Annotated in this window: 10 protein-coding genes; 5 read left to right on the forward strand and 5 right to left on the reverse strand. The window is 69.4% G+C overall.

Features of this window, described 5'->3' with window-relative positions; all coding sequences use genetic code 11:
* Nucleotides 1-29 precede the first annotated feature (29 nt).
* Nucleotides 30-1,175 carry a beta-ketoacyl-ACP synthase III gene (locus tag ACG01O_RS08025; protein ID WP_394383329.1) on the forward strand — a complete coding sequence of 382 codons (1,146 nt, stop codon included), beginning with the start codon at nucleotides 30-32 and terminating at the stop codon, nucleotides 1,173-1,175.
* Nucleotides 1,176-1,204: 29 nt separating this feature from the next.
* Here the strand turns inward: ACG01O_RS08025 and ACG01O_RS08030 are convergent, their stop codons facing one another.
* Complete coding sequence (locus ACG01O_RS08030; RefSeq protein WP_394383331.1) at nucleotides 1,205-2,743, reverse strand: methyl-accepting chemotaxis protein; 1,539 nt, start codon at nucleotides 2,741-2,743, stop codon at nucleotides 1,205-1,207.
* Between the two features lie 10 nt (nucleotides 2,744-2,753).
* Nucleotides 2,754-3,554, reverse strand: coding sequence for a transporter (locus ACG01O_RS08035; protein WP_394383333.1), 801 nt, complete (start codon nucleotides 3,552-3,554; stop codon nucleotides 2,754-2,756).
* A gap of 97 nt (nucleotides 3,555-3,651) precedes the next feature.
* Between ACG01O_RS08035 and sbcB the strand changes: the two genes are divergently transcribed.
* Complete coding sequence (sbcB, locus tag ACG01O_RS08040; protein ID WP_394383335.1) at nucleotides 3,652-5,088, forward strand: exodeoxyribonuclease I; 1,437 nt, start codon at nucleotides 3,652-3,654, stop codon at nucleotides 5,086-5,088.
* Between the two features lie 33 nt (nucleotides 5,089-5,121).
* Here sbcB and ACG01O_RS08045 read toward each other — a convergent pair whose 3' ends face one another.
* Both ACG01O_RS08045 and ACG01O_RS08050 read right to left on the reverse strand, forming a co-directional pair.
* Nucleotides 5,122-6,477, reverse strand: a complete 1,356-nt coding sequence (locus ACG01O_RS08045; protein ID WP_394383337.1) for an amidohydrolase family protein — start codon at nucleotides 6,475-6,477, stop codon at nucleotides 5,122-5,124.
* 1 nt (nucleotide 6,478) lies between these two features.
* Nucleotides 6,479-9,571 carry an amidohydrolase family protein gene (locus ACG01O_RS08050; RefSeq protein ID WP_394383339.1) on the reverse strand — a complete coding sequence of 1,031 codons (3,093 nt, stop codon included), beginning with the start codon at nucleotides 9,569-9,571 and terminating at the stop codon, nucleotides 6,479-6,481.
* 128 nt (nucleotides 9,572-9,699) lie between these two features.
* Here ACG01O_RS08050 and ACG01O_RS08055 point away from each other — a divergent pair, with 128 nt between their 5' ends.
* On the forward strand, nucleotides 9,700-10,632 hold the full coding sequence (locus ACG01O_RS08055; RefSeq protein WP_394383340.1) for a GGDEF domain-containing protein: 933 nt from the start codon (nucleotides 9,700-9,702) through the stop codon (nucleotides 10,630-10,632).
* Nucleotides 10,633-10,747: 115 nt separating this feature from the next.
* Complete coding sequence (locus ACG01O_RS08060) at nucleotides 10,748-11,020, forward strand: flagellar basal body rod protein (protein ID WP_394383342.1); 273 nt, start codon at nucleotides 10,748-10,750, stop codon at nucleotides 11,018-11,020.
* 38 nt (nucleotides 11,021-11,058) lie between these two features.
* Here ACG01O_RS08060 and ACG01O_RS08065 read toward each other — a convergent pair whose 3' ends face one another.
* Nucleotides 11,059-11,511, reverse strand: coding sequence for a MerR family transcriptional regulator (locus ACG01O_RS08065; RefSeq protein WP_394383343.1), 453 nt, complete (start codon nucleotides 11,509-11,511; stop codon nucleotides 11,059-11,061).
* 63 nt (nucleotides 11,512-11,574) lie between these two features.
* On the opposite strand from ACG01O_RS08065, the gene ACG01O_RS08070 reads away from it, so the two are divergent.
* Nucleotides 11,575-12,813: an NADH:flavin oxidoreductase/NADH oxidase family protein gene (locus tag ACG01O_RS08070; protein ID WP_394383345.1), complete on the forward strand. Its 1,239-nt coding sequence runs from the start codon at nucleotides 11,575-11,577 to the stop codon at nucleotides 12,811-12,813.
* The last annotated feature ends 23 nt before the right edge of the window (nucleotides 12,814-12,836 follow it).

Genomic DNA, 12,836 nt, shown 5'->3' on the forward strand with positions numbered 1-12,836 from the left:
CACGGGGCGGCGGCGAGCCCTTCTCAATCATGCAAGCTTCATTCCCAACGGTGGTCATCAGCGGCACCGGCCTGTACCGCCCGCCGCACGTCATCACCAATGCCGAGCTCGTGACGGCGTTCAACGCCTACGCCGACCAGCAAAACGCCCTGCATGCCGACGCCATCGCCCGGGGTGAGCGCCAGCCGATGACGCACTCCAGCGTGGAGTTCATCGAGAAGGCCTCGGGCATCCAGCAGCGCTACGTCATCGACAAAGAGGGCGTGCTGGACCCCACGCGCATGTACCCGCGCTTTGCGCCGCGTGGCGACGATCAACTCTCGCTGATGGCTGAGATCGCCGCCGACGCGGCCCGCCAGGCGCTGGCCCAGGCCGGCAAGACGGGCGCGGACATCGACGCGGTGCTGTGTTCGAGTGCCAACATGCAGCGCGCCTACCCGGCGATGGCGGTCGAGATCCAGCAGGCGCTGGGTGCCGGCGGCTACGGCTTCGACATGAACGTGGCCTGCTCGTCGGCCACGTTCGCGCTGGAACAAGCCTTCAACGCGGTGCGCTCTGGCGCCAGCAAGTGCGTGCTGGTGGTGAACCCGGAAATCACCTCCGCCCACCTAGAGTGGCGCGACCGCGACTGCCATTTCATCTTCGGCGACGTGTGCACGGCGTTGATCGTGGAGCGCGCCGACACCGCCAGCGGCCCGGACCAGTGGGAAATCCTGGGCACGCAGCTGGCCACGCAGTTCAGCAGCAACATCCGCAACAACTTCGGCTTCATGAACCGCGCCGAAGACCGCGACCCCAACGCCCGTGACCTGACCTTCTATCAAGAAGGCCGCAAGGTGTTCAAGGAAGTGGTGCCCATGGCCGCCGCCCACATCGAGGCGCACCTGGAGAAGCTGGGCCTGGAGCCGACGCAGATGCGCCGCTTCTGGCTGCACCAAGCCAACCAGGGCATGAACCAGCTGGTCATCAAGAAGCTGGTGGGCGCCGAGGCCTCGGCCACCGCCGGCAGCGAGATCGCGCCGTTGATCTTGAACGAGTACGCCAACACGGCGTCGGCCGGCTCCATCATTGCCTTCCACCACCACCGGGCCGACTTGAACGCGGGCGATGCCGGCGTGATTTGCTCGTTCGGTGCCGGCTACTCCATCGGCAGCGTGGTGGTGCGCAAGCGCTGAGTGCCGCCCGGTGCAGCCAGGCGGCCGCGTCAGCGCGGCAGCTTGAACTGCGCCACCAGCGTGGCCAGCCGTGCGGCCTGTTCTTTCAGGCTTTCGGCGGCGGCCGCGCTTTCTTCCACCAAGGCCGCGTTCTGTTGCGTGGTTTGGTCCAGCACGTGAATTGCACCGTCGATTTGGCCGATGCCATCGCTTTGCGCGTGGCTGGCGTCGCTGATCTCACGGATCAGGTCGCTCACCTTGGTCACCTCGGTGACGATGCTGCGCACCGTCTCGCCGGCGCGGCCCACTTGCACCGTGCCGGTTTCCACCCGCTCCACGCTGCTGCCGATCAGGGCCTTGATCTCTCGCGCCGCCGTGGCGGAGCGCTGGGCCAGCGTGCGCACCTCCGACGCCACCACCGCAAAGCCGCGGCCCTGCTCGCCAGCCCGCGCCGCTTCCACGGCGGCGTTCAGCGCAAGGATGTTGGTCTGGAACGCGATGCCGTCGATGACCCCGATGATGTCGGCGATGCGGCGGGAGCTTTCCGAGATCTGGCCCATGGTGTCGATCACTTCGCCCACCGCGCTCCCCCCGCGCTGCGCCACCTCGGCGGCCGACTGCGCCAGCTCGGTGGCGCGTCGGGCCACCTCCGCGTTGTTGCGCACGGTGGCGGTCAGCTCCTCCATCGCCGCGGCGGTTTCCTCCAGGCTGCTGGCCTGCTCTTCGGTGCGGTGACTCAGGTTGAGGTTGCCCCCGGCAATTTCGGCGGAGGCGGTGGCAATCGACTCTGCGCTCTCACGGACCTGGCCCACGATATGGGCCAGCCCGCTGCCCATTTGTTCCAGGGCGGTCAGCAGGTGGCCGGTTTCGTCGCGGTCATGCCCCTCCACATGCCGGCTCAAGTCGCCCGCCGCCACGGTTTGCGTGTGGCGCATGGCGCGGTGCAGCGGGCGCGTGATGTGCCCGGCTGCCACGATGCTGAGCGCCATCAGCAAGCCGATGCCGAGCACCGTGGCCCCAATCAGCAGCCATCGCGCGGTGGATGCCGCGGCGGCGCCTCCAGCGTCGGTTTCGCGGGCGTGGTTGTGGATGACATCGCTCAGCTCGGCCATGTCCTCTTCCAGCACCTTGAAGGCGCGGTTGAACCCTGGCATGCGGCCCTCCGCACCGGCGAGGTCTTTGTCAGCCAGTTCCACCACATCGTTGGCGGCACGCAGGTAGGCCGTCATCAAGCCCTTGGTTTTCTCCACCGCAGCGGAAATCGCTGGGCTCAACGCGAGGGCCTTGAGTTCGTCGAACTGTTCGTTGAAGGTCTTGGTGTGTTCCGCCAGGTCTTTGCGCACGCTGGCCACTTCGGCCGCATCGCCTTTGGTGCCCGCCAGCATGGCTCGCAGCACGTCGCCCCGCAGGGCGTCGTGCATCATGTCAGCCTCCAGCTGCGACCGCAGCGCGGTGTTGGACGCCGACACCGCCGTGGCGGTGCCGGTCATCATGCCCAGGGCCACAAAGCCCACCCCGCCCACCAGGGCGACGAAAAACGCGCTCATCAAGCTCAGCGCCATCAGGCGCCCGCGGATGCTCAGCTTCATGGAGGCCTCCTCAGAAGCGGGTCGACAGACCGACGGTCCAACTCCAATCAGGCGCGGCGGCGTTGACACCCCGCGACACGGCGGTGTCCAGCTGCAGATCGCGCGTCAGCAGCCAGGCCACGCCCGCGTCCAGCGTGACCACCCGCCCGCCGTGGCGCGCTGCGGCGAGCTGCTGGCCTGACAGCTCCACAAATCCGCGCAGCGTGTCGGTGAAGGATTTGCCCACCACGGCCGCCAAGATGGCGCCGGTGTAGTGATGGCCGTTTTCGTCGCGATCGCGGTACAGGCCGGGCATCACGCCGAGGGTCCAGCCGCCCGCGAATTCCCATTCCGCCACCATGCGCAGCGAGGGACGCACGCCCTGACCCCGAAATGCACCGGAGCCGCTGTCCAGGTCCGCGTGCAGCAGCCAACCGATGCCCGGTGTGCCCGCCGCCTCGTCGCCATCGCGTTGGTGCCATTTCACGCCGACGGCCAGGTCAGACCAGCCTCGCGTGGTGCTGGAGCCGGTGCTGTCGGTGCTGCGTTGTCGCAGCCGTCCATCGGTCTCGAATCGCAATTCCCATGCGTCTGCCACGCCGATGCGCAGCAGCGTGGGCGTGCTGCCCAGTCGCGTTCGGGTGCCGCCTTGGCGGTCGCGCTCCCACGCCAAGCTGGTTTCCAGCTGGATGCGGCCTTTGCCGACTACATCGCTGGATTCCACGAAATCGGGTCGGTCGGTGGCGATGGACTCGTCATCGGCCCACGTGGGCAGGCTGCAAGTCAAACCCAGGGCCCACAGGCCCAGGCCTAGCGCTGAACGGGTATTCACATTGGACTCCCTGAACCATTCGGCTTGCACTCCACTCTATCGAAGCGTTCGCAACTTGGCCAATCTGGCGTGTCAGGCCTTGCGCTATCGTGACGGAATGAGCGAATTGAGCTTTTTCTGGCACGACTACGAAACCTTTGGCCGCGTGCCGCGCCGCGACCGCCCTGCGCAGTTCGCGGGGCTGCGCACCGATGCCCAACTCAACGAGGTGGGCGAGCCGCTGATGCTGTATTGCCAGCCCGCGCCCGATTACTTGCCCGACCCCGAGGCCTGCCTGCTGACGGGCATCCTGCCTCAGCACTGCGCCGAGCGCGGCGTGCCCGAGCACGAGTTCGCCGCCGCTATCGAGACCGTGTTGGCCCTGCCCGGCACGGTGGGCGTGGGCTACAACTCCATCCGCTTCGACGACGAAGTCACCCGCCACCTCTTCTGGCGCAACCTCATCGACCCCTACGGCCGCGAGTGGCAAAACGGCTGCGGCCGCTGGGACTTGCTGGACGTGGTGCGCTGCGCCTACGCGCTGCGCCCGGACGGCCTGGAGTGGCCCAAGCATGAAGACGGCCGCCCCAGCTTCAAGCTCGAACACCTGACCGTGGCCAACGGCGTGGCCCACGAGGCGGCGCACGATGCGCTGTCCGACGTGCGCGCCACCGTGGCGCTGGCGCGCAAGCTGCGCAACGCCCAGCCCAAGCTGTGGGATTTCTGCGTCAAGCTGCGCAGCAAGCAGGCCGTGTGGGACGAGATTGGCGTGGGCAAGCCCTTCCTGCACATCAGCGGCATGTACGGCCCCGAGCGCGGCTGCATCGCACTGGTGTGGCCGCTGGCCCCGCACCCGACGAACAAGAACGAGCTCATCGTCTGGGACTGCGCGGCGGACCCAACCGAGCTGCTGACGCTGAACGCGGAGGCCATCCGCACCCGCATGTTCACCAAGCAGGACGCGCTGCCCGAGGGCGTGACGCGGCTGCCGATCAAGACCATCCACGTCAACAAGAGCCCCATCGTCATCAGCAACCTCAAGACCTTGAGCCCCGCGATGGCCGAGCGCTGGGGGCATGACGTCGAAGCGCAGCTCGCCAACGCCCGCGTGTTGGCGGAGAAGGGCCGGGCGCTGGACGGCCTGTGGCTGGAGGTCTTCCAGCGCGAGCCCTTCGCCGCAGCGGATGTGGACGAAGACCTGTACGGTGGCTTCATCGGCACCGAGGACCGCCGCGCACTCAACCGCGTGCGCACCATGACGCCGGAGCAGTTGGCCGAGCGCGCCGCGCAAGGCAAGCTGGCGTTTCAGGATGCGCGGCTGGACGAGCTGGTGTTCCGCTGGCGCGCGCGCAACTTTCCCGTCACCCTGTCTGCGCAGGAGATGGAACGCTGGCAGGCCCATTGCGGGGCGCGGCTGCACGAGGGTGAGGGCGGCGCCCAGACGCTGGCGAACTTCATGGAGCGCATCGATCAACTTGGCGAAACGGCCGAGGACGAGCGCAGCCAGGACATCCTGGGCGCGCTGTACGACTACGCCGAACAGATCGCGCCTTGACCTGAGCCCGGGCGTGGCTGCGCCCCGGGGCGTTTAACGGTTGAGGTACTTGTCCCGCAGCGCCGTCTGCCGGTCGCTCAGTTCCACCTCACGGCCGCGCACGAACACGCGCTCGATGCGGGTGCTGGGTTCCAGCGGGTCACCGTCGGCGATGAAGAGCGTGGCCAGCTTGCCGACCTCCAGCGAACCCAGCTTGTCAGCGATGCCCAGGATCTGCGCCGGGTACAGGGTCACGGATTTCAGCGCTTCGTCGTCGGACAGGCCGAAGGCCCGTGCGTGCGCGGCCTCGAAGGGCAGGTTGCGGGCGTTGGACGAGTCGCGGCCGCCCTCGGCGATGCAGTAGCGCACGCCGGCGGCGGCCAATTGAGCCGGCAGGCTGAACAGCGCATCCGGCGGGTCGTCACGGCGCATGGGCAGGCGCAGCAGGCCGCCGATGATCACCGGCACCTGGCGTTCGCGCAGGGTGTCGGCCACGCGCCAGGCGTCGGCGCCGCCGTGGAGGATGAGCTTCAGGCCATGGCGCGCGGCAAAGTCCAGCGCGAAGCGAATCTGTGCGAGGTCGTCCGCGTGCATCACCACCGGCCGCGCCGGCGTGGCGCCCGGTGCGGCCGGCAGCACGGCGCGCATGGCCTCCCAGCGCGTGTCCACCGGCGTGGTCGGGTCGGCGGCGCGGGCCAGGGCGTAGGCTTTGGCGGCATCGAAGGCGTCGTCCAGTTGCTTGAGCCGGGCCTCGGTGGAGCGGCGGATCTCAGCCAGTCGGGCCTCAGGCTGGTTCGGGAACAGCGCTGCGTTCAGGCGCAGGCGTGGCACGGCGATGTGCAGCCCGAACTCGGGCACCAGGGCCATGTCTTGCCAGTTCCAGCCTTCCAGTTGCAGCAGGGCGGAGGTGCCGGTGATCAGCCCCGTGCCTCGTGCGCCGGGCACGGAAAGCGCCGTCAGCACGCCGCCGGCGCGCGTGACGGGCAGCAGGTCGCTGTCGGCGTTGAAGGCCACCAGCGCGCGGGCGTTGGGGTTCAGCGCGCCGGCCTCGGCCACGTCGGTGGAGGCCAGCACGGACTGGATTTCCGCCAAGCCCAGCACGGTGTGCGCCGCGACGAAGCCGGGGTACACGTGCCGCCCTCCGAGGTCGACCGTGCGGGTGCCGGGCGGCGTGGCCAGGTCCGCACCCCCGACGGCGCGGATGAGGCCGCCCTCGATCAGCAGGCTGCCGTCTGGCACAGCGGGGCCACTGACCGGGTGCAGTGTGGCGTTGCGCAGCAGCAGCGGCTCGCGTTGCGCGGGAGGCGGGGTGTTGGGCGAGGCCGCGGTGGTGAGCGTGCTGCCGAGCAGGACCGTGAGCAGCGTGGTGACCAGCGCGGCGCGCCGTGCAGTGCGGGTGGCGTGCTTCATGTCAGTGCGCATCCAGGGTGCATTCATGCCAGGCGTCACCGCCGAAATAGCTGTGCCGGTTGCGGTTGGCTTGGTGCAGCCAGCTCTGCAGGGCGAGGTGGTCCATCACCGCCGCCACGGGCGACGGCGGGCGCGCGTCCGGCGCCGGGCCCGCATTGGCGCTGGCGGCCTTGGCGCGTTCCGGCAAGGCCAGGGCCACGAGCCGTGCGCGCTCGGCCCGGTCCCGTTCGCGCAGCTGCGCGTCATCGGCCAGGCTGAAGTAGCGGCGGCCGTCGATCCAGGTCTGTTCGGCCTTGGCGGCGTTGGAGAGCGGGTGGGCGCTCCAGACCACGAAGTCGGCATCCTTGCCCACCTCCAGCGAGCCGACGCGGGCGTCGATGCGCAACTGCCGGGCGGGGTTCAGCGTCACGAACTTCAGCGCATCGGCCTCGCTCATGCCCCAGGCCTTGCCGCCGTAGCGCAGGGCCTTGGCGGCTTCGGTGTTCAGGTGGCGGGCCAGCTCGTCGCTGTCAGAGTTGAAGCTGGTCAGCACCCCGGCGCGGTGCGTCATCGCGCCGTTGTACGGAATCGCGTCCTGCACCTCGACCTTGTAGGCCCACCAGTCCGAGAAGCCGGAGGTGCCGGCGCCGAGCGCGGCAATCTCGGGCGCCACCTTGTACGCCTCCAGCACGTGCTGGAAGGTGGCCACTTCCAAGCCGAATTCCTTGGCGAGTGTGGCGAACATCAAGATCTCGTCTGCCCGGTAGCTGTGGATGTGGATGACGCGTTTCCTCTCCAGCAGCTCCACCAGCGTGTCCAGTTGCAGGTCGCGGCGGGTGGTGGGGTCGGCCTTGCGCTGCTCGCGGTAGCGCTGCGCGGCCAGGAAGGCATCGCGCATCGTCTGTTCCACGCCCATGCGGGTGGCGGGGTAGCGGACGTCGTCCGCCGGCACCGGGAAGTTGGCCCGCTTGACGTTTTCGCCCAGGGCGAACTTGATGCCCGGCTTGGCGCCTTCGAACTTCAGCGCCTCGGCGCCTTGCCCCCAGCGCAGCTTGATGACCTGGTTTTGCCCGCCAATCGCGTTGGCCGAGCCGTGCAGCAGGTTGGCGCTGGTGACGCCTCCGGCGAGCTGCCGGTACAGGCTGATGTCCGTCGGGTCCAGCACATCACCCACGCGCACTTCGGCCGTCACGGAGTGGGCGAACTCGTTCACGCCGTGCTGGATGGCGGTGTGAGAGTGCGCGTCGATCAGGCCGGGCGTGACGTGCTTGCCGGTGGCGTCGATGACGACGGCATCCGCCGGTGCGCTGAGCTGCTGGCCCACGGCGGCAATGCGGCCGTTGCGCACCAGCAGGTCGGCGTTGACCAGCGTGCCGGCGGCGCCACTGGTCCAAACGGTGGCGTGGCGCACCAGCACCGCGGTGGGTTGCTCCGGCGGCGCAGCGCGGCCGAACACACCGGCGGGGTAGGTGCTGAGCCCAGGGCTCGGTGGCGTGGCGTCCTTGGGGCGTGGGGTGGGCTCGTGGGCGGCGACCCGCCGGGCGCTGAAGGCTTCGGTGCGGCCGTCGGCTCGTGTCAGCGCACCCATCAGTTCGGCGCCCCGGCCCTCCAGGCGCAGCGGCTCACGTGCCGCGCCATCGCAGGGCCAGCGCAGCAGCAATTCGGTGCCCCGCTGTTGCAGCTCGCAGGCCTTGCCGTCCACCTGCAGGCTGGGTTGGCTGCGGCCGCCGGTGATGACCCAGGTCGACTCGGCACCGCCCGGCGCCCGTGCCAGCCAGCGGCCGCGGGCATCGAAGCGCTCGCCGGCCTCGGTGCGCTGAGGCTGCCCGTCCACAAAGGTCAATTCCACCGTGGCCTCGTCGTCGGCGAACAGGTCGCCCTGCGCCACCACCAGGTGGGCCCACTGGCCGGGCGCGAGCCGGCCCAGGCGCGGTTGGTCCAGCAGCCGGGCGGGCGTGGTCGTCAGGGCGGCCAGTGCGGCGTCGGGCGACAGGCCGCGTTGCACCGCCTGCCGCAGGCGCGGCCAGAACTCTTTGCGGGGGTCTTTCAGCCCTCGGGCGGTCAGCGCGAAGGTGACGCCGGCGGCCTGCAGCGCGGCCGCATTGCCAGGCGCGCGTTCCCAGTGCTGCAGCACCTGCAGGGGGACATCCAAGGCGCTTTCAGGTTGTTCCACTTCGGGCGCGGCGGGGTAGGTCAGCGGCACGATCACTGGCAACCCCAGGGCTCGCAGTTGCGCCGCCATGCGGTATTCGTGGCCCGTGCCTTGCGCTACCAGGCGCAGCCCGAATTCATCGCGCAGCCGGGCGATGCGGGGCAGGTCTTCTTCGTCCAGCGCTTCATGGATCGCCGGCTGGCGGCCGGCCAAGACCGGCGCGAGTGCGGCCAGTGCCGGGCTGTGCTCGCGCCGCTCGCCCGCAGGTGCGGCTTGAGCGGCCCAGCGGGCGTTGAGCAGGGTCTGTCGCTGCAGGGCCACGCTGCCCATCAGCGAGGTGGGGTAGTCCAGCCGCAGCGCACCCGGCGCGGGCGGCGCATCGAAATCGAACCCGTTGTATTCATGGGCCAAGTGCTGGGCCACATCCGCGGCCAGCACCGATTGCCGGGCGTCGCCTCCGTCGCGCAGGCTGATCAGGGCACTCTGGCCACGGAACACCGCGCCAGCGGGCGGCGTTGACAGCGCGGCGGTGAAGCCTTGGTCGCGCAGGGCCCGCACCTCGTCGGCCCGCATCTCCAGCGCTGCGGCCTGGTGGAAATCGGCGCGCACCCACCGCTGCGAGGGCGTGAGGCCTTTGCCTCGGGGCGCTTCGATGCGGCGTTGGCCGAGGCTGCTGGCGGCGTCAATGAAGCCGGCGTACACCGTGCGGCCGGGCAGGGCCCAGATGCGGGCGCCGGCGGGGGGCTTCACGTCGCGGCCCACGGCCACGATGACGCCGTCTTTCATCACCAGCGTGCCCTGGTCGATCACCTGCCCGGGCGCCAGCACCAGCCGAACGCCGGTCAGTGCGTGCCAGCGCGGGGTGCCGTCGCGCAGTCCTTGAGGGATTTCACTGAGCTGTTGGGCGGTGGCCGGCCAGGCAGCGGCCAGCAGGCTCAGACGGAGCAGGGCGATCCAGCGCATGGGTGCGTCTTGGGTGGGCCGCGGCGCGGCGAAGCCCCGGACTTTAGAGGCGTGATGTGTGTCATGGCCGAAAGTCAGGAGTCCTGCCATAGTCGGGTTTAGGACATCACGACCCCACGGAGACCTGAATGAGCAGCGCTGCATCCGCCCACCCTGAAGACGCCACGTCCGCCCGCCTGCGCGCGCTGCTGTTGCGGGCGCCGACCGCGGCGGCTTTCGTGGCCGGGCAGCGGTTCGAGGTGGTCAGCGAGGAGTTCGCGCACCTGTTCGGTTTTGCGGATGACAGTGAACTCGCGGGCCGCGACACCCGCTCGGTGCACACCAACGACATGGCCCACGCCGGCCTGTACGAGCGCGCCGCCGCCGCTTTCGCGGCCGGGCAGCCGCTGGACGAAGAGATGGAGTACGTGAAGCGCGACGGCCACCGGTTTTGGGGCCGCCTGCAAGCCTCGCCGGTGAATTGGGACACGCCCGCGGGTGAAGCGCTCTGGATCGTTGAGGATGTGACGGCCGCGCGCGCACAGCGCCTGCAGCCCACCTGGACGGCCAAGCACGACACCGTGACAGAACTGGCCAATCGCCGTGAGTTCGAGCGCCGCCTGGCCGAGCATGTGGGCAGCCGGCGCAATGAGCCGGTGTCGGTGCTGTGGCTTGACGTCGACCAGTTCCGAAACGTCGTTCAAGGCATGAGCACCGAGGTGGGCGACCATTTCCTGTACGGCCTGGGCCAGATGCTGATCAGCAAGGTGCGCGCGTCGGACCTGGTGGCCCGGCTGGAAGACGACCACTTCGCCATCCTGCTGCCCGACTGCGATCAGCACTATGCGCAGATCATTGCCGAGAAGGTGCGCGCGTCGGTGGCGGGCTACCGGTTGCGCTGGGGCCTGCACCGCACGCGGGTCAAGGCCTCGCTGGGCGTTGTGCAAATTCAGCCGTCTCTGGCCACGGTGGATGCCGTGCTGGGCGCGGCGGCGCTGGCCTGCACCGAGGCCAAGGCCGCCGGCGGGGACAGCGTACGGGTGTTCGTGTCAGCCGGCGGGTTTGAGGAACTGGCGGGCTGAATTCACGCCAGTGCGGGCTGAGATCGGTTGAACAGCCCTGTTTTTTGCGCTTTGTTCTAAAGTTCTCGGGCGCGCTGCCGATGTACGGCGCATCCGCTTTTGAATTGAGCCCGCCATGAACGTCCCGCTGTCCACCGCCCTGTCCGGCATCTCCGCCGCCAACGAGCGACTGCGGGCCTCGTCGGCCAACATCGCCAACCTGGCGGCCAGCAACCAAACCCGTGCCAGCGTGGAGCCCACGAACACCGACAAGGTGCCGGAGCGCGAGATCAACCCGGCCAACGAGATCGTGGAGCAGCAGTCGGCGTCCTACGCGTTTGTGGCCAACCTGAAGGTGCTGCAAACGCAGCTGAACACGACGGGCGCGCTGCTGGACATCAAGGCTTGAGCGGCGGGCGCATCACAACTACGCCTCGACAAGCGGCCTCAGGCCGCTTTTTCTTTGTCTCGGTGTTTGCCGTTGCCGCTGCGGTTGCTGTTGCGTTTGGCGGTGGGCGCCGCAGCACCGGGCAGCGTGAGGCAGCGGCCCGCCGACCATTCCGCCTGCAACTGCGCCCGCAGCGCTAAGGTCTCGGCGCGCTGGCGGGCCAAGTCGGCGGCGAGGCGATCGATCTGCGCCAGGCGCTCGTCCAGCCCCTGCAAGATGAGGTCATGCGGCAGGCCTTCCTGGCTGGCGGCGAAGAGTTCGCGCAGTTGGTCCAGCCCGAAGCCCAATCTCTGGCCGAGCTGGATCATTTGCAGCCGCTGCTGGTCGCGCTCGCCGTACTGCCGGTAGCCGTTTGCGCCCCGTTCGGCCGCGGGCAGCAACCCGCTGGCCTCGTAGAACCGAATCGCCGAGGCGGCCAGACCCGTGGCGCGCGCGAGTTCACCGATTTTCATGCTTGACCTTCAAGTGGACTTGAAACCTAGTATGCGCGGCATCCGTCACTTTCGCGTGTTGCCATGTCCGTCAGCCCTGTGTTCCAACCCTTGCTGTTGCCCAACGGCCGCTCGCTGCCCAACCGGCTGGTGAAGGCCGCCATGGAAGAGGGCCTGGCGGCTCCCGGCCAACTGCCCGGGCCCGAGTTCGAGCGTCTGTACCGGACCTGGGCCGAGGGTGGCGTGGGCCTGATGTTGACCGGCAATGTGATGGTGGATGCCCGCGCGCTGACCGGGCCGGGCGGTGTGGTGCTGGAGGCCAGCAGCCCGCTGGAGGGCTTCCGCGCCTGGGCCGGTGCGGCGCAGACCCACGGCGGGCAGGTTTGGATGCAGATCAACCACCCGGGCCGGCAGGTGCTGGCGGCGATGGGAGAGGTGGCGTTGGCGCCTTCTGCCGTGGCGCTGGACCTGGGCAAGCATTCCGCCATGTTTGGCTCGCCGCGGGCCATGACGGAGGCCGAGATCGCCGAGGTCATCGCGCGCTTCGCTGCCACCGCGCGGCGTGCCGCCGAGGCCGGCTTCGATGGCGTGCAGGTGCACGCAGCGCATGGCTATCTGATCAGCCAGTTCCTGTCTCCGCTCACCAACCGGCGCAACGACGCGTGGGGCGGCAGCCTGCCGAACCGTGCACGCTTGCTGGTGGAGGTGGTGCGCGCGGTGAAGGCCGCTGTGCCGGCAGGCTTTGGCGTGGGCGCGAAGCTGAACTCGGCGGACTTCCAGCGCGGCGGCTTCAGCGAGGCCGATGCCCGCGAAGTGGTGCTGCTGCTGAATGCCGAGGGGCTGGACCTGTTGGAACTTTCGGGCGGCAGCTACGAGAGCCCGGCCATGCAGGGGCGCACGGCCGATGGGCGCACGCTGGCGCGCGAGGCCTATTTTCTGGAGTTCGCGCAGCAGCTGGCGGCGGTGGCCACCATGCCGCTGATGACCACCGGCGGCATCACCCGCCTGCCTGTGGCGGAGCAGGTGCTGGCCAGCGGCGTGGCCTTGGTGGGGCTGGGCACGGCGTTGGCGATGGTGCCCGAACTGCCGCGCCGTTGGCAGGCCGGCGAGCCTGCGGTGGCGCCACGGCCTGACGTGGCCTGGAAAGACAAGGCCCTGGCCAGCCTCGCCACCATGGCCCTGGTGCGACGTCAGTTGCAGCGCATGGCGGTGGGGCGGGCGCCGCAGGGCAGCGGTTCGCCGCTGTGGGCGTTGATCACCGACCAGTGGCGCACCCGTCGGCTCACGCGCCGCTACCGGGCCTGGCGCGCGGCCGCCCGCTGAGCTTCGCGCGCGCGCCGAGCAAC

The organism is Pelomonas baiyunensis, from assembly GCF_043555935.1.
In the GTDB taxonomy this organism is placed as follows: Bacteria; Pseudomonadota; Gammaproteobacteria; order Burkholderiales; family Burkholderiaceae_C; genus Pelomonas; species Pelomonas baiyunensis.